Here is a 21,306-nt window from a genome sequence, read left to right on the forward strand (position 1 = left end):
AACGTTACGTCCGATGTGTCATATCGATGCCGGGTGGGCAGGGTGGGGACATGCCCATCCCGAACTCCCGCGTCGCCGACGTGCCGTCAGGCCGCGCATCGCGCGGCGCGGTCCGCGTCGCCGGGGTGGCTCGGACGTTCCCGACGCCCGCGCCGCTGCCGGTGCTGCGCGGTGTGGACCTCACGCTCGCGCCCGGTGAGATCGTGGCCGTGGTGGGGCCGTCCGGATGCGGCAAGTCGACGCTTCTGCGCCTCCTCGCAGGGCTGGACACTCCGACCTCGGGTGTGATCGAGCTCGACGCCGCGCCCGTCCGCGACACCGACGAGCGCACCGCGGTGGCCTTCCAGGAACCGCGCCTGCTGCCGTGGCGCACCATCGCAGACAACGTCGCCCTCGGACTTCCTCGCGGGATCCGCGGGTCGGAGCGCCGAGACCGCGTCGCCGAACTCCTCGACCTCGTCGGTCTCAGCCACGCCGCCGACCGTCGCCCGCGCGAGGTCTCCGGCGGCATGGCCCAGCGCACCTCCCTCGCCCGGGCGCTGGCCCGGGGTCCCGAGGTCCTCCTGCTCGATGAGCCCTTCGGTGCTCTCGACGCCCTCACGCGCCTGCGCATGCAGGACCTGCTGCTGCAGATCCACGCCGCGCGGCCCACCACCGTCCTCCTCGTCACGCACGACGTCGAGGAGGCGCTGTACCTGGCCGACCGCGTACTGCTGCTGCGCTCCCTGGACGACTCCGCGGCGTCCTCGATCGCGCGCATCGTCGAGGTGCCGGGCTCGCGCCCGCGCGACCGCGCCGCCCACGACTTCACCGCCCTGCGCGCCGAGCTCCTCGAAGGACTCGGCGTCGACACACACCACAGCACACCCGACATCCGCACCCCCGCCGAGGAGATCCGATGAGCACCATCGTCCGCCGCACCCTTCCCGCCCTCGCGATCGCCGGGACGATCATGCTCGCCACGACCGGCTGCCTCGCGGGGGAGAGCGCCGGCGCGAGCAACGCCGATGCCGGGGGCTCGGCCGGGGCCGAGGGCGTGGAGTGGTCCACCGACACCCTGTCGATCGACTTCGCCACCTACAACCCCCTCAGCCTCATCGTGCGGGACCAGGGGCTTCTCGAAGAGGCGCTCGGCGACGACGTCACCGTCGAGTGGGTGCAGTCGGCGGGTTCGAACAAGGCCAACGAATTCCTGCGCGCGGGATCCATCGACGTGGGGTCGACGGCGGGGTCGGCGGCACTGCTCGCGCGCGCCAACGGATCGCCCATCAAGGTGATCGACATCTACTCGCAGCCCGAGTGGTCGGCCCTCGTCGTGCCCGAGGGAAGCGACATCTCCTCCGTCGCCGACCTGGCCGGGAAATCCGTGGCCGCCACCCCGGGCACCGACCCCTACTTCTTCCTGCTCCAGGCGCTGGAGACGGAAGGGTTGACGGTCTCGGACATCCAGCTGCAGAACCTCCAGCACGCCGACGGGCGCGCCGCCCTCGACGCCGGGTCGGTCGATGCCTGGGCGGGCCTGGACCCGATCATGGCCGCCGCCGAGGCGGAGTCCGGCGCCGAGCTTCTCTACCGGAACGTCGACTTCAACTCCTACGGCTTCCTCAACGCCACCGAGGAGTTCCTGACCGACCACCCCGATGTCGCGCAGGTCGTCGTCGACGCCTACGAAGAGGCCCGTGCCTGGGCGTTGGAGAACCCCGAGGAGACTGCGGCGCTCCTGGCCGAGGTCGCCGGCATCGACCTCGCCGTCGCCGAGACGGTGATCACCGAGCGCTCCAACCTCGATGTCAGCGGCATCCCCGGCGACGACCAGCTGGCGGTGCTGGAGAAGATCGGTCCGGTCCTCGTCGAGTCCGGCTCGATCCAGGGGGGTCAGGCCGCGGTCGACGAGGCCCTCGCCACCCTCGTCGACGACAGCTTCGCCCGCACCGCGACGGAGGATCAGTGAGCACCGGCGTCCGCCTCGATCGCGCCACGACGCTCGATCACGACCCCGATCAGGACGCGGCGTCCGCGACGGCCGCTCCGGTCACCGCCCCCGTCGCTGCGGCGACGGGGGCGTCCGCGCGCCGTGAGTTCTGGGCCCGGCCCGGCGTCCGCGTCATCGGCGGTCTCGTCGTCCCGGCCCTCCTCCTCCTCGCCTGGCAGGTCGCCTCGAGCACCGGCGCCGTCCCCGCCTATCGGCTGCCGCCGCCCGCGACGGTGGTCACCGCCGCGCTCGAGATGGCGCAGACCGGTGAGCTGTGGCTGAACATCGCGATCTCGGTGCAGCGCGTCCTCCTCGGCTTCGCGCTGGGCTCGGTGGTCGGCATCGCCGCCGCAGCGCTCGTGGGCCTGACCCGTACCGGCGACGTGCTGCTCAGTCCCTCGCTCGCGGCGCTGCGCGCCATCCCGTCGCTGGCGCTCGTTCCCCTGCTGCTGCTGTGGATGGGCATCGGCGAGGAGTCGAAGGTCACCCTCATCGCGATCGGCGCCTTCTTCCCGGTGTTCACCACCGTCGCCGGTGCCCTCCGTCACGTCGACGCGCACCTGGTCGAGATGGGGCGGTCCTTCAGCCTGCGCGGCTGGGATCTCTTCCGCACCGTCCAACTCCCCGCCGTCCTCCCGGCCCTGATCTCGGGCCTGCGCCTCGGGATGGCGCAGGCGTGGCTCTTCCTCGTCGCCTCCGAGCTCCTCGGCGCGGCGATGGGGCTCGGGTTCCTGCTCACGATCTCGCAGCAGACCGGTCGGGTGGACCGCATCCTCCTGACGATCGTGCTCCTGGCCCTCCTCGGTGCGCTCTCGAACGCGATCCTCAGCCTGGTGCAGAAGCGGCTCCTGCGGCGGTGGGCGTGACCACCCCCGAGACCCTCGATCACTCCGCGCTGCGCTTCGCGCCGCCCACGGATCTCGCCGCACGGGCGAATGTCACGGCCGAGGCGTACGAGCGGGGTGCCGCCGACCCCCTCGGCTTCTGGGAGGAAGCCGCCCGACGCCTGGAGTGGACGACGCCGTGGCACCGGACGCTGACGTGGACGCCACCCGATCGCGATGATCCCGCGGTGATCCCCTCGGCGACGTGGTTCGGCGGCGGACGCCTGAACGTCGCGGTCAACTGCGTCGACCGGCATGTGGCAGCCGGCCGCGGCGACACGGTGGCGCTCTACTTCGAGGGGGAGCCGGGGGATCGGCGCCGGGTCACATACGCCGACCTGCAGCGGGAGGTCGCGCGTGCCGCGCATGCGCTCACCGCGCTGGGCGTCGAGGCGGGCGACCGGGTGGTGGTGTACCTGCCGGTGCTCGTCGAGACCGTGGTCGTCGCGCTCGCCTGCGCACGGATCGGCGCCGTCCACTCCCTCGTCTTCGGCGGCTTCTCCGCCGAGGCGCTGCGTTTCCGCCTCGAAGACACCGGGGCGAAGCTGCTCGTCACCTCCGACGGACAGTTCCGCCGTGGGAGCGCCGTGGAGGTGAAGTCGACCGCGGATGCCGCGGCGGCGGGTCTTCCCTCGCTCGAGCACGTGCTGGTGGTCCGCCGCACCGGGCACGACGTGTCGTGGACACCCGGACGCGACCTCTGGTGGCACGAGATCATGGCCGCGCAGCCCGACGTGCACGATGCGAGCGACGTCGATGCGGAGCATCCGCTCTTCATCATCTACACGTCGGGGACGACCGGCAGGCCCAAGGGGCTCGTGCACACCTCCGGCGGGTATCTGACCCAGGCGTCGTGGGCCCACTGGGCGCATTTCGACGCCAAGGCCGATGACGTCCACTGGTGCACCGCCGACCTCGCGTGGGTCACCGCGCATACCTACGAGCTTTACGGACCGCTCTCGAACGGTCTCACGCAGGTCATCTACGAGGGAACGCCGGACACCCCCGATCGCACGCGGCACCTGGAGATCATCGAGCGCTACGGCGTGACGGTGTACTACACCGCACCCACCCTCATCCGCACCTTCATGGCGTGGTTCGGCGACGCCCTTCCCGCGGGCTTCGATCTGTCGCGCCTGCGCCTGCTCGGCACGGTGGGGGAGGCGATCAACCCCGCGGCGTGGCTGTGGTTCCGCGAGACCTTCGGGCGGGGGGAACTCCCCGTCATCGACACCTGGTGGCAGTCCGAGACCGGTGCCGCGATGGTGGCTCCGCTTCCGGGGGCGACGACCCTCGCGCCGGGCTCACCCTCCCGGCCGCTCCCCGGCATCGACGTCGCGGTGGTCGATGACGACGGGGCCGAGATCAGCCCTGGCGGGTCGGGCACCCTCGTGGTGCGATGTCCGTGGCCCGGCATGGCCCGCACCGTGTGGGGCGACCCGGCACGATACCGGAGTGCCTACTGGTCGACCTTCGCCGGCCGCGGCGAGTGGGGCGGCTACTACGTCGCCGGGGACGGCGCGACCTCTGACGAGGAGGGCAACATCCGCATCCTCGGCCGGCTCGACGACGTCGTGAACGTCTCGGGGCACCGATTGTCGACCATCGAGATCGAGTCGGCCCTGGTCGCCCGCGACGACGTCGCGGAGGCGGGTGCGACCGGGGTCGCCGACCCGGTGACCGGTCAGCGCGTCGTCGTCTTCGCCGTCGCCGCCGGCGACGCGAGACCCGATGAGGCCGTCCTGCGCGACGAGGTCGCCCGGGCGATCGGGCCGGTCGCCCGGCCCCACCGTGTCGTGTGCGTGCCGGAGCTCCCCAAGACCCGGTCGGGCAAGATCCTCCGGCGTCTCCTCGCCCAGCTCTGGGAGGCCGACCTCGACCGGCGTGCCGGTCGCGCACCGGCGCCGCTCGGCGACACCACGTCCCTGCAGAATCCCGAGGCCGTCGCAGCCATCGCCGCGACCCTCGCCGCCCACTGACCGCTCGCCTCTCGGAAAAGGACCCATGACTGACGACCACCGCTTCGGCTTCCGCACCCGCGCCCTGCATGCCGGCGGCACGCCCGACGCCGCCACCGGCGCCCGCGCCGTGCCGATCTACCAGAGCACCTCGTTCGTCTTCGAGGGCGCCAAGGATGCCGCGAACCTCTTCGCCCTGCAGAAGTACGGCAACATCTACTCGCGCATCGGCAACCCCACCGTCGCGGCGCTCGAGGAGCGCCTCGCCTCACTCGAGGGGGGCATCGGCGCGGTGGCGACGGCGTCGGGCATGAGTGCGGAGTTCATCACCTTCGCCGCCCTCGTCGGCGCCGGTGACCACGTCGTCGCGTCGGCTCAGCTGTACGGAGGGACGGTCACCCAGCTGGATGTCACGCTCCGGCGCTTCGGTGTGGAGACCACCTTCGTCGCCTCGACCGAACCGGCCGACTACGCCGCCGCGATCCGCCCAGAGACCAAGGTGCTCTACGTCGAGACGATCGGCAACCCCTCAGGCTCCATCGCCGACATCGAAGGACTCGCCGAGGTCGCCCACGCCGCCGGCATCCCGCTGGTCGTGGATTCCACCCTCGCGACGCCCTACCTCGCGCGCCCTCTTGAGCACGGCGCCGACATCGTCATCCACTCGGTGACGAAGTTCCTCGGCGGACACGGGACGACCCTCGGCGGAGTGGTGATCGAGAAGGGCACGTTCGACTGGGGGAACGGCAGGTTCCCGCAGATGACCGAGCCGGTGGCCTCGTACGGCGGAATCCGGTGGTGGGACAACTTCGGCGAGTACGGCTTCCTCACCAAGCTCCGCAGCGAGCAGCTGCGCGACATCGGGCCGGCGCTGAGCCCCCAGTCGGCCTTCCAGCTCCTGCAGGGGGTCGAGACGCTCCCGCAGCGCATCGACGCCCACCTGGCCGGAGCACGGATCGTCGCCGAGTGGCTGGACACGGACCCGCGGGTCTCCTACGCAACCTGGGCGGGGCTTCCCGGGCATCCCCACCACGAGCGCGCGAAACGGTATCTCCCGCTCGGCCCGGGCTCGGTCTTCGCCTTCGGCATCCGGCCGCAGGGATCCGGCGACGAGATCGACCCCGATGCGGCGCGCGCGGCGGGGGAGCGGTTCATCGATTCGCTTCAGCTCGCCTCGCATCTGGCCAACATCGGTGACGCACGCACCCTCGTCATCCACCCCGCCTCGACCACCCATCAGCAGCTGAGCGCCGAGCAGCTGAGTGCGGCCGGCGTCCCCGCCGACCTCGTGCGCATCTCCGTGGGTCTGGAAGACCCCGAAGACATCCTCTGGGACCTCGACCAGGCCCTGACCGCCGCGACGGGAGCGACCCGATGACCGATCTGTCCTGTGCCCTGCCCGCTGCCCGGCCGACGGCGGCGCCGGCTGACCAGCCCGTCACCGCGGATGGCGCGGCGTGCGTGCTGCCCTCCGCCGCGGTGCCGGGTCGCACGTGGCAGGGTCCCGGCCCGCAGGAACGCTTCGAGATCCTCCGCCGCACACGATCGATCGCCATCGTCGGCGCCTCCGACAACCCGGCGCGGGCGAGCTTCTTCGTCGCGACCTATCTGCTGGGAAGCGCACCGCACGACGTGTACTTCGTCAATCCCCGCGCCGACTCCATCCTCGGCCGGCCCGCGTACGCGTCGCTGGCGGATCTGCCGGTGGCTCCCGACCTGGTCGACGTCTTCCGCCGGCACGACGACCTTCCGGGCGTCGCAGCCGAGGCGGTGGCTGCCGGTGCGAAGACGCTGTGGCTGCAGCTCGGCTCGTGGCACGAGGGTGCCGCCGCCATCGCCGAGGAGGCCGGACTGTCGGTCGTCATGGACCGGTGCATCAAGATCGAGCACGCGCGGTTCCACGGGGGACTCCACCTCGCGGGGTTCGACACCGGGGTGATCAGCTCACGCCGGCAGCTGCTCAGCCGGCGCGCCGACCTGTAGAATGGAGGGATGGCGCGGCTCAGCCGTCCGCCCCGCGCCCGACGACTTCTCCGCCGACATCCTTTCGAACCAGGAGGTTCAGCCATGGCCGGAACCAACCAGGGCATCATCGAGCCCCCCATCGACAGCCTTCTCGAGAAGGTCGACTCGAAGTACCAGCTCGTCATCTACGCCGCCCGTCGCGCGCGTCAGATCAACGACTACTACTCCGACCTGCACGAGGGGAACCTCTTCGACAACGTGGGTCCCCTCGTGGACTCCACGGTCGAGGACAAGCCGTTGACGATCGCCCTTCACGAGATCAACGAAGACAAGCTGCGCCTGCGGGCCGCCGAGTAAGTCGTTCCCGAGTCCCTGCCCGGGGTGGCTGTCGGCCACCCCGGGCATACTTGTGCCCGTCCCCGCGAGATCTGGAGCACCGATGACCTCACTGCGTCTGTTCACGTCCGAATCCGTCACCGAGGGGCATCCCGACAAGATCTGCGACCAGATCTCGGACAGCATCCTCGACGCGATCCTCGCCGAGGATCCGCACGGTCGGGTCGCCGTCGAGACGCTCGTGACGACAGGCCTCGTCCATGTGGCCGGCGAGGTCTCCACGGCCGCGTACGTCGAGATCCCGGCGATCGTGCGCTCGGTGGTCAACCGCATCGGCTACACCTCCAGCGACACCGGCTTCGACGGCGACTCGTGCGGCGTGAGCGTCTCGATCGGCGCGCAGTCCTCCGACATCGCCGCAGGAGTCGACAAGGCGTTCGAGCGACGCGAGGGCGGATCGATCGACCCGAACGACGAGCAGGGCGCAGGCGATCAGGGCATCATGTTCGGCTACGCCACCACCGAGACCCCGGAGCTCATGCCGATGGCCGCGTGGACGGCTCACCGCATGGCCGAGCGTCTCGCTGCCGCGCGACGCGACGGCAGCCTCCCCTTCCTCCGTCCCGACGGCAAGACCCAGGTCACCCTCGGCTACGACGGCGCGGTCCCGCGCACCGTCGAGTCGGTGGTGCTGTCCACCCAGCATCACCCCGACATCTCCCAGAAGGCCCTGCGCGGTGCGGTGCGCGAAGAAGTCATCGAGCCGGTGCTCGAGGCCACGGGGCTCGACACCTCAGACGTGAAGTTCTACATCAACCCGGCGGGGCCTTTCGTCGTCGGCGGTCCGAAGGGCGACGCGGGTCTGACGGGGCGCAAGATCATCATCGACACCTACGGCGGCGCCGCACGCCACGGCGGCGGAGCCTTCAGCGGCAAGGACCCGTCGAAGGTCGACCGCTCGGCGGCGTACGCGATGCGGTGGGTGGCCAAGAACGCCGTCGCCGCCGGGCTCGCCGACCGACTCGAAGTCCAGGTCGCCTACGCGATCGGCAAGGCCAAGCCGGTGGGTCTTTACGTGGAGACGTTCGGCAGCGGCCACGTGCCGGACGAGGTGATCACCGCCGCCATCCGCGAGGTGTTCGACCTGCGTCCGCGCGCGATCATCCAGCACCTCGAGCTCCTTCGTCCGATCTACGCCCAGACGGCGGCCTACGGTCACTTCGGCCGTGAGCTTCCCGACTTCACCTGGGAGCGCACCGACCGGGTCGACGACCTGCGCGCCGCCGCAGGACTGTGAGACCGGCCCTCCCGGGAGGGGATCCGCGCTCATGAGCGGCGCGCGGGTGGCGCGGGTCCTCATCGACTCTCCGCTGCCGCAGCTGGATCGTCTGTTCGACTACGCCGTACCCGGACCCCTCGCGGGGGACGTGGTGCCCGGCGTCCGGGTCAAGGTGCCGCTGCGCAGCGCCGGCCGCGTCGTCGACGCCTACGTCATCGAGGTCCATGACGAACCGGATGTCGGCGGGCGGCCGCTCTCCGACATCGACGCGGTCGTCTCGCCGGTCCCCGTCCTTCCCGATGGGCTCTACCGGCTCGCGCGACGCGCGGCCGACCGGGCTGCCGGGTCGGCCTCCGACATCCTGCGCCTGGTGATCCCCAAGCGCATGGTGCGCGCCGAGAAGGTGTGGATGGCGGGCGAGAGGGCGGCGGCGCCGTCGGTTTCGCAGGACGCCCGGAGCTGGGCTCGAGCCGTCCTCGACGGCTTCCCGGAGCTCTCGTCGACGCTCCGCGCCGCGGAGCGTCTCGCCGTCGACGCCCCGCCGCACCCTGTCGCCACTCCGGAGGGCGAGGTCGGCGCGTGGGCAGAACTCCTGGCCGCCGCGGCGGTCGACACCCTCGCGGCGGGAAGGAGCGCTGTGATCGTCGTGCCCGATCATCGCGATCAGGCCCAGATCGAGCGCGCCCTGGCCTCTCGGGTGGATGAGTCGGTCGTCGTCCGCGACGATGCGCGTCAGCCCGGCCCCGCCCGGTACGCGGGCTTCCTGCGGACGCTCTCCGAGTCCCCCTGCATCGTCGTCGGCAACCGGTCGGCCGTCTACGCCCCGGTGCACCGGATCGGGCTCGTGGCGATCTGGGACGACGGCGATCCGCTCCTGGCCGAACCGCTCTCGCCCGGCGTCCACGCGCGCGATGCCGCGCTCATCCGGCAGGAGCTCGATGGCTGCGCGCTGCTCTTCGCCGGCCACACCCGCACCACCGATGTGGAACGGCTCGTGCAGCTCGGCTTCGTACGCGACGTCCCCGCCTCGCGCCGCCGTTCGCCCCGGGTCGTGCTCAGCGCCACACAGGAGGGGGAGCGCCGCGGAGTGCGCATCCCGTCGAGTGCGTTCCGGGCCGCTCGAGACGCCCTCGCCGAAGGGCCCGTCCTCGTCCAGGTCGCCCGGCCCGGATACGCCCCCGTGCTGGTGTGCGCCGAGTGCCGCCGGCCCGCACGGTGCCGGCACTGCGAGGGGCCGCTCCACGCGCGCAGTGTCGGCGCCGTGCCCGAATGCTCCTGGTGCGCGCGCGAGGCGCGAGCCTGGACCTGCGTGCACTGCGGCTCGGAGAAGGTGCGTCTGGCCTCATCGGGCAGCGAGCGCACCGCAGAGGAGCTCGGCCGCGCCTTCCCCGGCGTGCGCATCGTCATCTCGGACGGTCGCCACGCGGTGGACGAGGTCCCTGCGGCCCCCGCACTCGTGATCGCCACCCGCGGCGCCGAGCCTCCGGCGGAGGGCGGGTACCGCGCCGTCGTGCTTCTCGACGGAGAACGGATGCTCCTCTCCGACGACCTGCGGATCGGCGAGGCGGCCCTTCGATGGTGGTCGAACGCCGCCGCTCTCGCCGCCCCCGACGCCCCGGTGCATCTGGTCGGCGTGACCGGTGCCGTCGCCCGGGCGCTGGCGACCTGGTCGCAGGCGGCCTACGCCCGCTCCGAACTCGCCGCCCGGGCGCCGCTTCGCATGCCGCCGGCTGTGCGGGTGGCCGCAGTCGACGGCGACGCGCCCAGCGTCGAGGCGGCGATGGCGGCACTGCGCGAGGCCGTGCCCGCTCTCGACGATGACAGTGTCCTGGGCCCCGCCCCACGGGGCGAGGGCGGCGTTCGGGCTCTGGTGCGCTTCGACTACCGCGCCGGCGCCGAGGTCGCCGAGTCCCTCCGCTCCTCTGTCGTGGCGGCTGCACTCCGCACACGTCGCGCTCGCGGTCGTGCCCCGGCGCCCGGCGGTGCGCCGCCTACACTCAGAGTGCGGGTGGACCTGCCCGACCTCGACCTGTGAGAGCCCCTATGCGTCTCGTCTTCGCCGGAACCCCCGCCCCGGCCGTGCCGTCATTGCGCGCCCTCCACGCGTCATCCCACGACATCGTGACCGTCGTGACCCGCGATGACGCGCCGCTGGGACGCAAGCGCGTGCTGACTCCGTCGCCGGTCGCCGCGGCCGCCGCCGAGCTCGGTCTGCCGGTTGTCAAGACCCGCCGACTGGATGACGCGGCGACGACCGCGATCGAACGCACCCACCCCGACCTCGGCGTCATCGTGGCCTACGGCGGACTCGTGCGCGAGCCACTGCTGTCCGCCCCTCGCCATGGCTGGATCAACCTGCACTTCTCGCAGCTGCCGCGGTGGCGGGGTGCCGCGCCCGTGCAGCACGGGCTCATCGCGGGTGACGCCGACGTCGCCGCCAGCGTCTTCCGGCTCGTGGCCGAGCTCGACGCGGGCGACGTCTTCGACGAGGTGGTTCTTCCTGCCCCTCAGGACGCGACGGCGGGGGAGGTGCTCGACCTCCTCGCCGAGCGGGGAGCGGCCCTCCTGCGCACGGTCGTCGACGCGATCGCCGATGGGTCGGCGACGGCTCGGCCCCAGGAGGGCGTGCCGACGTTCGCGCCCAAGCTCGGCGACGCCGACGGTCGCCTCGACTGGAATGGGACGCGCGAAGAGGTGATCCATCGGTTCCGTGGGGTGACCCCCGAGCCGGGCGCTCACACGATCCTCGACGGCGCCCGACTGAAGGTGCTGCGTGCCCGGGAGGCCGCTCCCGACGCGCCCCGCCTGTCTCCAGGTCGTCTCGCGATCCACGGTCGCGCGGTCATCGTGGGGACCGCGACCGAGCCGGTCCTCCTCGAACGCGTGCAGCCCGCCGGGCGCGGGCCGATGATCGCCGAAGACTGGTTCCGCGGACTCCGCCACAGCGAGCCGGTGCTGGGCTCGTGAGCGCCCTGAATCCCGCACGACAGGTGGCCTTCGAGACGATCCGCTCCGTGCACGACTCCGATGCCTACGCCAACCTGCTCCTGCCCACCGCGATCCGCCGCGCAGGACTCGACGCCGCCGATGCGGGGCTTGCGACCGAGCTCACCTACGGGACGCTCCGTCGGGAGAACACCTACGACGCCGTCATCTCGCTCGCCGCCGGCCGCTCGGTCGACCTCATCGATCCGCCCGTGCTCGACGCCATCCGTCTCGGCGTGCACCAGCTGCTCTCGACCCGGGTCGCCTCGCACGCGGCCGTCAACGAGTCCGTCGAGCCTCGCCCGACGCGACAGGGGACGCAGCGCCGGAGGTTTCGCCAACGCGGTGCTCCGGCGGATCTCACGCGACACGCCGGGCGAGTGGATGACGCGCATCGGCGAGACCGCGCGCTCCGACGACGAGCGGCTCGGCCTGCTCACCTCCCACCCCGTCTGGGTGGTGCGCGCCTTCCGGCGGGCGCTGGCCGCCGAGGGACGCGCCGACGAACTCGACGACCTCCTTCAGGCCGACAACGCCTCACCCCGCGTGACCTTCGCCGCCCTCCCGGGCCTCGCCGAGGTGCCGCAGGACGCGCGGCGCACAGCGTTCTCCCCCCTGGGCTTCCGCTCGCCCGGCGGCGACCCGGAAGCCCAGGTGACCGCGTCGGGCGGTCGCATCCGCGTGCAGGACGAGGGATCGCAGATCGCCGCGCTCGCGCTCACCCGGGTCCGTCCCACGCGGGCGGGGGAGCGTTGGCTCGATCTATGCGCGGGACCAGGCGGGAAGACAGCGATCCTCGCGGCCGAGGCTCTCGCGGCAGGTGCGCGGCTCGAGGCCAACGACGTCAGCCCCGCCCGTGCGGGGCTGGTGCGGCAATCCGTCGCCGGGGTGCCGCTCGACGTCCCGGTCAGCGAGGAGGATGGCCGCGCCCGGGCACGCGTCGGAGGATACGACCGCATCCTCGTCGACGCTCCCTGCACGGGGCTCGGTGCGCTGCGCCGACGCCCGGAGGCCCGGTGGCGCAAATCGCCGGCTGACGTCGCCGACCTCGTCGATCTGCAGCGCGGGCTCCTGGATGCGGCCGTCGACGGGCTCGCCCCGGGGGGTGTGGTGGCCTACGTCACCTGTTCGCCGCACCTGGCCGAAACCGCCGGCGTCGTCGCCGACATCCTCCGAGAGCGCGCCGAGGTCGAGGAGCTCGATGCCCGTGCCGTGATCACCGCGTTCAGTGCGACCGACCCCGGCCTCCTGCCCCAGGCCGATGGATCGGGCCGCGCGCAGCTGTGGCCGCATCGGCACAACACCGATGCGATGTCGATCTCGCTGCTGCAGCGGCGCTGAGCCCCCCACAGCGCGCACTGCCGCGGGGTGCCGGCAGTGGGTGTGCCGACATAATGGTCCGGTGCACGCCGACCACGACTCCGCCGCAGCGGTGAGGATCAACCCCAGCATCCTGGCCGCGGACTTCGTCCACATGGCAGACGATCTCGCCCGCATCTCCGCCGCTGATTTCGTGCACGTGGACGTCATGGACAACCATTTCGTGCCGAACCTGACGTTCGGTCCGCAGATGGTCCAGCGCATCCAGGACACCAGCCCGGTCCCGCTCGACGTTCACCTCATGATCGACGATCCCGAGCGGTGGGCGCCGGGTTACGCGGAGATCGGCGCCGCGTCGGTGACGTTCCATCTCGAGGCGGCGAGCGAGCCGACAGCCGTTGCGCGGCGTCTGCGCGCGATCGGCGCCCGGGCCGGGGTCGCCGTCAAGCCCGCGACCCCGGTCGAGTCGCTCTACGACGTGCTCGACGAGTTCGATCAGATCCTCGTGATGACGGTCGAACCGGGATTCGGCGGGCAGTCGTTCATGCCCGAGACGATGCCCAAGCTCAGCGCCCTGGCGGCCGAGGCGAGGCGTCGCGGGTCGGAGGTGTGGCTGCAGGTCGACGGCGGTATCGGCGAATCCACCATCGCCCAGGCCGCCGAAGCCGGTGCGGACACCTTCGTCGCGGGGTCGGCGGTCTTCGGCGCCGACGACCCCGAGAAGGCGATCATCGCCCTGCGCGAGCAGGCCCGCCACCACCACGCCCGCCACCACCCGCAACACCCCCGTCGCTGATCGGAGAACGCCCATGACCGACCGCTCCGAGGACCAACCCGCAGACCCCGGGCCGGAGCCCACCGTGGGTGGCGCGAAGGTGGCGGCACCCTCGAGCACCGAGGCGCTGCGCGTAGCCGGGGCTCGCGGAGCGAAGGCGCTGCTGTCGGCTTACAGCGGTGAGCACGGCATCTACGGCGTGGTCCTCGTCACCGCCCTCATCGGCGCCGAGATCGAAGCGCCCACCGACCTCGACGTCATCTGGTTCGTCGCCGGAACGGTCGGGGTGTTCTGGTTGGCCCACATCTACGCGGCCGTCGTCGCCAGCCGGTCCCGCAGGCCGGTCCCCCCGCTGCACGAGGGCATCCGCGATGGCGTGCGCCACTCCGGCGGCATGGCGCTGGCGATGCTCATCCCGGTCTTCCTCCTCGCCACCGGCACGTGGGGTGTCCTGGACGAATGGACGGCCTATTTCCTCGCGCTCGGCAGCGGCGTGGTCATCCTGGGGCTGATCGGCTTCCTCAACGCCCGCCGCAACGGTGCGACGTGGCCGTGGCGGGTGCTGGGCGTCCTCGCGACGACGCTGCTGGGGCTGCTCGTCATCGGCCTCAGCATCCTGGTCCACTGACATCCCGCCGCGCCGGTCCGCCCCGCCCGTTCGCTACCCTGGCATGGTGAAGACTTTCGACGCGCTGTTCGCCGAGCTCACGGCGAAGGCCGTCGAGCGACCCGCCGGATCGGGGACCGTCGCCGAGCTCGACGCCGGTGTCCACGTAATCGGCAAGAAGATCGTCGAAGAGGCCGCCGAGGTGTGGATGGCCGCCGAGTACGAATCCGACGAGCGCGCCGCCGAGGAGATCTCGCAGCTGCTGTACCACCTGCAGGTGATGCTCGTCGCGAAGGGTCTCACGCTGGAGGACGTGTACCGACATCTCTGAGCGGTCCGCTCGTCCGTCCTCTCTCTTGAAAGCCACCCACATGCTCAGAATCGCCGTGCCCAACAAGGGCTCCCTCGCCGACACCGCCTCCGCGATGCTCCAGGAGGCCGGGTACACCGGCCGACGTGATCCGAAGGATCTGCACGTCATCGACCCCGAGAACGAGGTCGAGTTCTTCTATCTGCGCCCGAAAGACATCGCCACCTACGTCGGATCCGGCGCGCTGGATGTCGGCATCACCGGTCGCGACCTGCTCCTGGATGCCCGCATGCCGGGCGCCCGCGAGATCGAAGCGCTCGGCTTCGGCGACTCGACCTTCCGCTTCGCCGGGCCCCCGGGACGTTTCGCCGATGTCGACGACCTCGAGGGAGTGCGTGTGGCAACCGCTTACCCCGGACTCGTCGACGGCTTCCTCGACGAGCGGGGGGTCGCCGTCGATCTCGTTCCGTTGGACGGCGCGGTCGAGTCTGCCGTGCGTCTCGGCGTGGCCGACGCGGTAGCCGACGTGGTCTCGACGGGTACGACGCTGCGCCAGGCGGGCCTGGAGATCTTCGGACCGGCGATCCTGCAGTCCGAGGCGGTCCTCATCGGGGCACCGGTCGATGCGGAGGGGACCGAGACCTTGCTGCGGCGCCTGCGGGGCGTCATGGTGGCCCGCCGCTTCGTGCTCATCGACTACGACCTGCCTGCTCGTCTGATCGACGACGCCGTCGCGGTGGCGCCCGGCATCGAGTCGCCCACCATCTCGCCTCTCCGCGATCCCGAGTGGGTCGCTGTGCGGGTGATGAGCCCGCGCAAGGGCGTGAACCAGGTCATGGACGCCCTGTACGCCATCGGTGCCCGGGCGATCCTCGTCACCGAGATCCACGCGGCGAGGCTGTGACATGACTTTGGCCACCCGGGTCATCCCCTGTCTCGACGTCGCAGGCGGTCGCGTCGTCAAGGGGGTGAACTTTCTCGATCTGCGCGACATGGGCGACCCGGTCGAGCTCGCCAAGGCCTACTTCGAACAGGGCGCGGACGAAGTCACCTTCCTCGACGTGACCGCGACGGTCGATGAGCGTGCCACGACCTACGACGTCGTCCAGCGCACCGCGGAGCAGGTCTTCATCCCCCTCACGGTCGGCGGCGGAGTGCGATCCACCGACGACGTCGCGCGCCTGCTGTCGGTGGGCGCGGACAAGATCGGCGTGAACTCCGCCGCGATCGCTCGTCCCGATCTGCTCGACGAGATCGCCGACCGCTTCGGCGCCCAGGTTCTCGTTCTCTCGCTCGACGTCAAGCGGGTCTCACCCGATCGACGAGCCGCCTCGGCATCGGGCTTCGTGGTGACCACTCACGGCGGTCGCACCGAGACCGACCTGGATGCGCTCGTCTGGGCCCGGGAGGCTGTGGAGCGGGGAGCCGGGGAGCTGCTGGTCAACTCGATCGACGCCGACGGGACCAAGCAGGGCTTCGACCTCGAGCTCATCGGTGCGATGCGCGAGGCGGCACGCGTTCCCGTGATCGCCTCCGGCGGCGCAGGCGCACTCGAGCACTTCGCCCCCGCCATCACCGCCGGAGCCGACGCGGTGCTTGCCGCGTCGGTGTTCCACACCGGTCAGCTGCGGGTCGGCGAGGTCAAGGAGGCGCTGGAGCGCGAAGGCATTCCCGTGCGTCGAACGGAGCAGAACGGATGACCCGGACCAAGCCTCCCGCCGATGTCGAGGAACGCATCGCGCGCGTCAGCTTCGCCGACGACGGCCTCGTCGCGGCGATCATCCAGCAGTGGGACACCCGCGAGGTCCTCATGCTCGGATGGATGGATGCCGAGGCGCTGCGTCGCACGCTGACCGAGGGGCGAGTCACGTTCTGGTCGCGGTCCCGCAAGGAGTACTGGCGCAAAGGCGACACCTCCGGCCACGCGCAGTACGTCCGCGGCGCGCGTCTGGACTGCGACGGCGATGCGATCCTCGTCGAGGTCGATCAGATCGGCGTCGCCTGTCACACCGGCACCCGGACGTGTTTCGACGCCGACGACCTCGATCCGTCGGTCGGCTCCGCGCCCGCCGGCGACCCGTCGTGAGGGCGTCACGGGAGGAGCGCGGCGGCGTGACCGCCCGTGCGCGCTCGCTGGCGGTGCTGCTCATCCTGGCCGCCGGTGCGACCGGCGTCATCGCCTCGACGCAGACATGGCTGATCGTGACCATCGAAGACGGGGCGCGTGACCCGCTCCCGGTGAGCGGCGCCGCCGCCCTCCCCGTACTCGCACCCCTCAGCCTGACCACACTGGCGCTGGGAGCGGCCCTCGCGATCGCGGGCACCGTTCTGCGGTACGCCTTCGGGGCCCTCACGATCGTGATCGCCGCCACCCTGGGTGTCGCCACCGGTGTCGTCGCCCTCACGGCACCCGTTGCCGCCGTCGTCTCAGCGGTGACGGAGGCGACCGGGATCGCCGGCCTCGAGGCCGTCGACGACCTGGTCACGGGGATCTCCACGACGCCGTGGCCGCTCATCACGCTCGCGGCATGCGTCGTACTGCTCGCTGCGGGCGTGCTGATCCTCGCCACGGCGCACCGGTGGCCAGGTTCGGGTCGCAAGTACCGCACCAGCGCGCAGGTCGCACCCGACGGTGCGCCATCGCGGCGCACGGATGCCATCGACTCGTGGGACGAGCTGTCGCGCGGACAGGATCCCACGGTCTGACCGATAGACTGGCGCTGGTGTGTCCCGGCGTCCTGGAGGATATTCATGAGCAACCACATCGGTGATCCCGGCCACGGCAATTCGCCCGCAGCATGGACGGCTGTCGTCATCATGCTCGTCGGCTTCACCGTCGGAACCGTCGCGTTCTTCTTCGACGTGCCGGTGGTGGTGTGGGCCTCCGCCGGTCTGGTCGTCGTAGGGCTGCTCGTGGGCTGGGGCATGTCGAAAGCCGGTTACGGCGTCGGCGGTGCCAAGACAACGGCGAAAGAGCATTGAACGCGGGCGCTGAGAGAACCTCGGCGGGCATCGATCTGCTCGCCGAACTGACGGCCGGCGCCGTCGCGGATGCCGAGCGCCGTGCTGTCGGTGCCCCTCTCGCCGCGGTGGAGCGTGCCGCGCTGTCGCGCTCCGCAGCCCGAGACGCCCGCGCAGCGCTGGCCCCGAGCGACCGGGTGAAGATCATCGCGGAGGTCAAGCGGGCGAGCCCCTCGCGCGGGTCGCTGGCCGACATCCCCGACCCTGCCGCGCAGGCGCTTCGCTATCAGCAGGGGGGCGCCGCGGCCATCTCGGTCCTCACCGAGGAGCGTCGCTTCTCGGGCAGCCTCGCAGACCTCGGCGCCGTGGTGGCCGCGGTCGACCTGCCCGTTCTGCGCAAGGACTTCATCGCCACCGAATACCAGGTCGTGGAGGCCCGCGCCGCTGGGGCGGACCTGGTGCTCCTCATCGTCGCCGCTCTCGAGCAGGACCTCCTCGCCCGGCTGCATCATCTCATCGGCGAACTCGGCATGACCGCTCTCGTCGAGACCCACAGCGCCGACGAGGTGTCCCGGGCGATCGACCTCGGGGCCTCGGTGATCGGCGTCAACGCCCGCGACCTCTCGACCTTCGAACTGGACCGTGACCTGTTCGGGCGTCTGGAACCCCTCATCCCCGAAGGAACCGTCCGCATCGCGGAATCCGCGGTGTCGTCTCCGGACGACGTCGCGCACTACCGCGATCACGGCGCTGACGTGGTCCTCATCGGCGAAGCCCTTGTGACGGGCGATCCGGTGGCCACGCTCGGTCGGTTCCTCGCGGCGGGAGAACGTCCCGCCGGCCGGAACCGGAAGGAGCGGACATGAGTCTGCGTGAAGCCGCAGGGCCATTCTTCGGCGAGTTCGGTGGGCGGTTCATGCCCGAATCGCTCATCGCCGCGATCGACGAACTGAGCGCGGAGTACGACCGTGCCAAGAACGACCCGGCCTTCCAGGAGGAGTTCCTCCAGCTGCTGCGCAGCTATGCCGGTCGGCCATCGATCATCACGGAGGTTCCGCGGTTCGCCGCCCACGCCGGCGGCGGCCGCGTGTTCCTCAAGCGCGAGGATCTCAATCACACCGGCTCGCACAAGATCAACAACGTCCTCGGCCAGGCACTGCTCACCCGCCGCCTCGGCAAGAAGCGCGTCATCGCCGAGACAGGCGCCGGCCAGCACGGCGTGGCCACCGCGACCGCGGCAGCGCTGTTCGGCCTGGAGTGCACCATCTACATGGGAGAGGTCGATACCGAGCGCCAGGCGCTCAACGTCGCGCGCATGCGCCTGCTCGGGGCCGAGGTCATCCCGGTGACCACGGGATCGCGCACTCTCAAGGACGCGATCAACGAGGCATACCGCGATTGGGTGTCCAGCGTCGAGACGACCAACTACATCTTCGGCACAGCGGCGGGTCCGCACCCGTTCCCCGCCATGGTGCGCGACTTCCAGAAGGTCATCGGGGAAGAGGCCCGCCAGCAGCTCCTCGACGAGGTCGGCCGCCTGCCCGACGCGGTCTTCGCGTGCGTGGGCGGGGGATCCAACGCGATCGGAATGTTCGACGCCTTTCTGGATGACGCCGACGTGCGCCTGTACGGGGTCGAAGCCGCGGGTGACGGCGTCGACACGGTGCGACACGCGGCGTCGATCGAGCGGGGTCGCCCGGGCGTCCTCCATGGGGCGAAGACCTTCGTCCTGCAGGACGACGACGGCCAGACCGTCGAATCACATTCGATCTCGGCGGGCCTGGACTATCCGGGCGTCGGGCCGGAGCACGCCTGGCTCGCCTCGATCGGTCGGGCCGAGTACATCCCCGCCACCGATGCCGAGTCGATGGCAGCGCTGCGGCTCCTCTCCGAGACCGAGGGCATCATCCCCGCCATCGAATCGGCGCACGCCCTGGCCGGCGCGATGCGGATCGGCGAGCAGCTGGGCCCCGACGCGGTGATCGCGATCTGCCTCTCCGGCCGCGGAGACAAGGACATGGACACCGCGGCGCGCTACTTCGAGCTCTACGACGCGGGGATCGATCTCGCGGCCGCGGCCGCCGAACCTGTCGTCGACGCCGCCAAGGGCGAGGGTGTGAAGCTGTGACCTCGTCCGTCTCGATGGCGATCGACACCGCCAGGGCCGCCGGCCGCGGTGCCCTCGTCGGATACCTCCCGCTCGGCTTCCCCGACCTGGCGACCAGCATCGACGCCGCCGTCGCCCTCGCGGAGGCCGGCGCCGATGTGCTGGAACTCGGCCCGCCCTACTCCGATCCGGTCATGGACGGCACGGTGATCCAGGAGGCGACGCAGACGGCGCTGGCCGCCGGATTCCGCTTGCGCGACACGTTCACGGCGGTCGCCGAGATCACGCGGCAGACCCACACCCCGGTGCTGGTGATGACGTATTGGAACCCGGTGATGCAGTACGGTGTCGATCGGTTCGCGGACGACCTGCGCGCAGCCGGGGGAGCGGGCCTCATCACGCCAGACATCACTCCTGACGCTGCAGGAGAGTGGATCGCAGCGTCACGCCGCACCGATCTCGACCGGGTCTTCCTCGCTGCTCCCACCTCGACCGACGAGCGTCTCGACCTCATCGCGTCGAACTCGACGGGGTTCGTCTACACGGTCTCCACCATGGGGATCACCGGAGTCCGCGAAGACCTCGACGCCGCGGCCCGAGGCCTCGTCGCGCGGCTGCGCGCACACGGGGCCGAGCGCGCGTGCGTCGGCATCGGCATCTCGAACGCCTCCCACGTGGCGGACGTCCTGGAGTACGCGGACGGCGCCATCGTCGGAACGGCCCTGGTCCGCGCCCTGCGAGACGGCGGCATCCTCGCCCTGCGTGACCTCGCCGCCGAGTTGCACGAGGGCACGATGTCCGCGGGCGCCGGGCGCCCGGCTTAGACTCGAACCCATGTCGTTCGCCCTCTCGAGCGCGGGAACGTCCGTGCTCGCCAGCATCCCGAGCCCTGAGATCAGCTTCATCCAGCTGGGTCCGCTCCGCGTCTATTTCTACGCGCTGTGCATCATCGCCGGCATCGTCGTGGCGGTTCTGCTCACGAACCATCGCCTGACCAAGCGCGGCGCAGAGCCCTGGGTCGTCATCGATATCGCCCTGCTGGCGGTGCCGCTGGCGATCGTCGGTGCCCGGATCTTCCACGTGCTCACCCACCTGGGCTTCTACTTCACCGAGGGTTCGAACCCGTGGAACCCCTTCCAGCCCGGCTCTGTCTGGGCCATCTGGGAGGGCGGGATCGCCATCTACGGTGCGCTGATCGGCGGCGCGGTCGGCGCGTGGCTCGGCTGCCGCTGGACGGGCATCCGCTTCTGGTCCTTCGCCGACGCGCTGGCCCCCGGCATCCTGCTCGCGCAGGCCATCGGACGCTTCGGCAACTGGTTCAACCAGGAACTGTTCGGTCTTCCCACCAACGTGCCGTGGGGCCTGGAGATCGATTCCGACAACGCGGCCTTCCCCCCGGGGCTGCCCGCCGACACGCTGTTCCACCCGACCTTCCTCTACGAGGTCATCTGGAACACCGCGGGCGTCCTCGTGCTGCTGTGGGCGGGGAAGAGCCTGCGGATGCAGTGGGGGCGGCTGTTCGGTCTCTACCTCATCTGGTACAGCGCCGGCCGCTTCGTGTGGGAGTCGATCCGCATCGATCCCAGCGACATCTACCTGGGTCTTCGCACCAATGTCTGGGCGGCGATCTTCGGTGTCGTCGTCGGTCTCGCCATCATCATCGTGCAGCGTCGGCGCCACCCCGGCACCGAGCCCTCGCCGTATGTCGCGGGCCGGGAGTGGAAGGGCCGGGGCACGGTACAATCGCAGGACACCAACGACTTCGTCGACCTCAGCGAACCACCGGCGAACGAGGTCGCCGAGAGCGATGCCACAAGCACAGCCGCCAAGAAGTAGGGGTGTTCATC

The 21,306-nt window shown here is 71.1% G+C and carries 22 protein-coding genes and 1 pseudogene; all 23 read left to right on the forward strand.

What is annotated here, in order from left to right; genetic code table 11:
• The first annotated feature begins 50 nt into the window (after nucleotides 1-50).
• The 23 genes and pseudogenes from QSU92_RS16995 to lgt all read left to right on the forward strand — a co-directional run bounded on the left by QSU92_RS16995 (nucleotide 51) and on the right by lgt (nucleotide 21,295).
• On the forward strand, nucleotides 51-902 hold the full coding sequence (locus QSU92_RS16995) for an ABC transporter ATP-binding protein (protein WP_289263732.1): 852 nt from the start codon (nucleotides 51-53) through the stop codon (nucleotides 900-902).
• Complete coding sequence (locus QSU92_RS17000) at nucleotides 899-1,951, forward strand: aliphatic sulfonate ABC transporter substrate-binding protein (RefSeq protein WP_289263734.1); 1,053 nt, start codon at nucleotides 899-901, stop codon at nucleotides 1,949-1,951. Before QSU92_RS16995 ends, QSU92_RS17000 begins: the two co-directional genes overlap by 4 nt.
• Complete coding sequence (locus QSU92_RS17005; RefSeq protein ID WP_289263736.1) at nucleotides 1,948-2,838, forward strand: ABC transporter permease; 891 nt, start codon at nucleotides 1,948-1,950, stop codon at nucleotides 2,836-2,838. The genes QSU92_RS17000 and QSU92_RS17005 overlap by 4 nt, the downstream gene beginning before the upstream one ends.
• Nucleotides 2,835-4,835, forward strand: a complete 2,001-nt coding sequence (gene acs / locus QSU92_RS17010) for an acetate--CoA ligase (RefSeq protein WP_289263738.1) — start codon at nucleotides 2,835-2,837, stop codon at nucleotides 4,833-4,835. Before QSU92_RS17005 ends, acs begins: the two co-directional genes overlap by 4 nt.
• A 25-nt stretch (nucleotides 4,836-4,860) precedes the next feature.
• Complete coding sequence (locus QSU92_RS17015; RefSeq protein WP_289263740.1) at nucleotides 4,861-6,192, forward strand: O-acetylhomoserine aminocarboxypropyltransferase/cysteine synthase family protein; 1,332 nt, start codon at nucleotides 4,861-4,863, stop codon at nucleotides 6,190-6,192.
• Entirely contained in the window at nucleotides 6,189-6,797 is a 609-nt protein-coding gene (locus QSU92_RS17020) for a CoA-binding protein (protein ID WP_422880398.1), read from the forward strand. Before QSU92_RS17015 ends, QSU92_RS17020 begins: the two co-directional genes overlap by 4 nt.
• A gap of 84 nt (nucleotides 6,798-6,881) precedes the next feature.
• Entirely contained in the window at nucleotides 6,882-7,136 is a 255-nt protein-coding gene (gene rpoZ, locus QSU92_RS17025; protein WP_124293224.1) for a DNA-directed RNA polymerase subunit omega, read from the forward strand.
• Nucleotides 7,137-7,218: 82 nt separating this feature from the next.
• On the forward strand, nucleotides 7,219-8,412 hold the full coding sequence (metK, locus tag QSU92_RS17030) for a methionine adenosyltransferase (RefSeq protein ID WP_289263742.1): 1,194 nt from the start codon (nucleotides 7,219-7,221) through the stop codon (nucleotides 8,410-8,412).
• 31 nt (nucleotides 8,413-8,443) lie between these two features.
• Entirely contained in the window at nucleotides 8,444-10,429 is a 1,986-nt protein-coding gene (locus QSU92_RS17035) for a primosomal protein N' family DNA-binding protein (protein WP_289263744.1), read from the forward strand.
• Nucleotides 10,430-10,437: 8 nt separating this feature from the next.
• Nucleotides 10,438-11,361 carry a methionyl-tRNA formyltransferase gene (gene fmt, locus QSU92_RS17040; protein WP_289263746.1) on the forward strand — a complete coding sequence of 308 codons (924 nt, stop codon included), beginning with the start codon at nucleotides 10,438-10,440 and terminating at the stop codon, nucleotides 11,359-11,361.
• A pseudogene (locus tag QSU92_RS17045) lies at nucleotides 11,358-12,720 on the forward strand (RsmB/NOP family class I SAM-dependent RNA methyltransferase). The gene fmt and the pseudogene QSU92_RS17045 overlap by 4 nt, the downstream one beginning before the upstream one ends.
• Before the next feature lie 133 nt (nucleotides 12,721-12,853).
• The gene (rpe, locus tag QSU92_RS17050) at nucleotides 12,854-13,495 is read left to right on the forward strand and encodes a ribulose-phosphate 3-epimerase (RefSeq protein ID WP_289265953.1); all 642 of its coding nucleotides are present in this window, start codon (nucleotides 12,854-12,856) and stop codon (nucleotides 13,493-13,495) included.
• 13 nt (nucleotides 13,496-13,508) lie between these two features.
• Nucleotides 13,509-14,102: a hypothetical protein gene (locus tag QSU92_RS17055; RefSeq protein ID WP_289263748.1), complete on the forward strand. Its 594-nt coding sequence runs from the start codon at nucleotides 13,509-13,511 to the stop codon at nucleotides 14,100-14,102.
• A 46-nt stretch (nucleotides 14,103-14,148) separates the two neighbouring features.
• A complete protein-coding gene (locus QSU92_RS17060; RefSeq protein WP_289263750.1) occupies nucleotides 14,149-14,412 on the forward strand; it encodes a phosphoribosyl-ATP diphosphatase in 264 nt (87 codons plus the stop codon).
• A gap of 40 nt (nucleotides 14,413-14,452) precedes the next feature.
• Nucleotides 14,453-15,295: an ATP phosphoribosyltransferase gene (gene hisG / locus QSU92_RS17065; protein ID WP_289263752.1), complete on the forward strand. Its 843-nt coding sequence runs from the start codon at nucleotides 14,453-14,455 to the stop codon at nucleotides 15,293-15,295.
• Between the two features lies 1 nt (nucleotide 15,296).
• Nucleotides 15,297-16,091: an imidazole glycerol phosphate synthase subunit HisF gene (gene hisF, locus QSU92_RS17070; protein ID WP_289263755.1), complete on the forward strand. Its 795-nt coding sequence runs from the start codon at nucleotides 15,297-15,299 to the stop codon at nucleotides 16,089-16,091.
• Nucleotides 16,088-16,477: a phosphoribosyl-AMP cyclohydrolase gene (gene hisI, locus QSU92_RS17075; RefSeq protein ID WP_289263757.1), complete on the forward strand. Its 390-nt coding sequence runs from the start codon at nucleotides 16,088-16,090 to the stop codon at nucleotides 16,475-16,477. Before hisF ends, hisI begins: the two co-directional genes overlap by 4 nt.
• Before the next feature lie 26 nt (nucleotides 16,478-16,503).
• Nucleotides 16,504-17,097 (forward strand): Trp biosynthesis-associated membrane protein, encoded by a 594-nt coding sequence (locus tag QSU92_RS17080; protein ID WP_289263759.1) that lies wholly within the window; start codon nucleotides 16,504-16,506, stop codon nucleotides 17,095-17,097.
• 45 nt (nucleotides 17,098-17,142) lie between these two features.
• Nucleotides 17,143-17,373, forward strand: a complete 231-nt coding sequence (locus QSU92_RS17085) for a DUF6704 family protein (protein WP_289263761.1) — start codon at nucleotides 17,143-17,145, stop codon at nucleotides 17,371-17,373.
• Between the two features lie 35 nt (nucleotides 17,374-17,408).
• Nucleotides 17,409-18,218 (forward strand): indole-3-glycerol phosphate synthase TrpC, encoded by an 810-nt coding sequence (gene trpC / locus QSU92_RS17090; RefSeq protein ID WP_289265954.1) that lies wholly within the window; start codon nucleotides 17,409-17,411, stop codon nucleotides 18,216-18,218.
• On the forward strand, nucleotides 18,215-19,480 hold the full coding sequence (trpB, locus tag QSU92_RS17095) for a tryptophan synthase subunit beta (RefSeq protein ID WP_289263763.1): 1,266 nt from the start codon (nucleotides 18,215-18,217) through the stop codon (nucleotides 19,478-19,480). Before trpC ends, trpB begins: the two co-directional genes overlap by 4 nt.
• Nucleotides 19,477-20,283, forward strand: a complete 807-nt coding sequence (gene trpA, locus QSU92_RS17100; RefSeq protein ID WP_289263764.1) for a tryptophan synthase subunit alpha — start codon at nucleotides 19,477-19,479, stop codon at nucleotides 20,281-20,283. The genes trpB and trpA overlap by 4 nt, the downstream gene beginning before the upstream one ends.
• Before the next feature lie 10 nt (nucleotides 20,284-20,293).
• Complete coding sequence (gene lgt, locus QSU92_RS17105; protein ID WP_289263767.1) at nucleotides 20,294-21,295, forward strand: prolipoprotein diacylglyceryl transferase; 1,002 nt, start codon at nucleotides 20,294-20,296, stop codon at nucleotides 21,293-21,295.
• The last annotated feature ends 11 nt before the right edge of the window (nucleotides 21,296-21,306 follow it).

Source organism: Microbacterium sp. ET2 (assembly GCF_030347395.1).
GTDB classification, from domain to species: Bacteria; Actinomycetota; Actinomycetes; order Actinomycetales; family Microbacteriaceae; genus Microbacterium; species Microbacterium albipurpureum.

What these genes read in the sequence shown, in the direction of transcription:
- QSU92_RS16995 (WP_289263732.1), top strand. Translation starts at nt 51, where the DNA reads ATGCCCATCCCGAACTCCCGCGTCGCCGACGTGCCGTCAGGCCGCGCA.
- QSU92_RS17000 (WP_289263734.1), top strand. Translation starts at nt 899, where the DNA reads ATGAGCACCATCGTCCGCCGCACCCTTCCCGCCCTCGCGATCGCCGGG.
- QSU92_RS17015 (WP_289263740.1), top strand. Translation starts at nt 4,861, where the DNA reads ATGACTGACGACCACCGCTTCGGCTTCCGCACCCGCGCCCTGCATGCC.
- QSU92_RS17020 (WP_422880398.1), top strand. Translation starts at nt 6,189, where the DNA reads ATGACCGATCTGTCCTGTGCCCTGCCCGCTGCCCGGCCGACGGCGGCG.
- rpoZ (WP_124293224.1), top strand. Translation starts at nt 6,882, where the DNA reads ATGGCCGGAACCAACCAGGGCATCATCGAGCCCCCCATCGACAGCCTT.
- metK (WP_289263742.1), top strand. Translation starts at nt 7,219, where the DNA reads ATGACCTCACTGCGTCTGTTCACGTCCGAATCCGTCACCGAGGGGCAT.
- QSU92_RS17035 (WP_289263744.1), top strand. Translation starts at nt 8,444, where the DNA reads ATGAGCGGCGCGCGGGTGGCGCGGGTCCTCATCGACTCTCCGCTGCCG.
- fmt (WP_289263746.1), top strand. Translation starts at nt 10,438, where the DNA reads ATGCGTCTCGTCTTCGCCGGAACCCCCGCCCCGGCCGTGCCGTCATTG.
- rpe (WP_289265953.1), top strand. Translation starts at nt 12,854, where the DNA reads ATGGCAGACGATCTCGCCCGCATCTCCGCCGCTGATTTCGTGCACGTG.
- QSU92_RS17055 (WP_289263748.1), top strand. Translation starts at nt 13,509, where the DNA reads ATGACCGACCGCTCCGAGGACCAACCCGCAGACCCCGGGCCGGAGCCC.
- hisG (WP_289263752.1), top strand. Translation starts at nt 14,453, where the DNA reads ATGCTCAGAATCGCCGTGCCCAACAAGGGCTCCCTCGCCGACACCGCC.
- hisF (WP_289263755.1), top strand. Translation starts at nt 15,297, where the DNA reads ATGACTTTGGCCACCCGGGTCATCCCCTGTCTCGACGTCGCAGGCGGT.
- hisI (WP_289263757.1), top strand. Translation starts at nt 16,088, where the DNA reads ATGACCCGGACCAAGCCTCCCGCCGATGTCGAGGAACGCATCGCGCGC.
- QSU92_RS17085 (WP_289263761.1), top strand. Translation starts at nt 17,143, where the DNA reads ATGAGCAACCACATCGGTGATCCCGGCCACGGCAATTCGCCCGCAGCA.
- trpB (WP_289263763.1), top strand. Translation starts at nt 18,215, where the DNA reads ATGAGTCTGCGTGAAGCCGCAGGGCCATTCTTCGGCGAGTTCGGTGGG.
- lgt (WP_289263767.1), top strand. Translation starts at nt 20,294, where the DNA reads ATGTCGTTCGCCCTCTCGAGCGCGGGAACGTCCGTGCTCGCCAGCATC.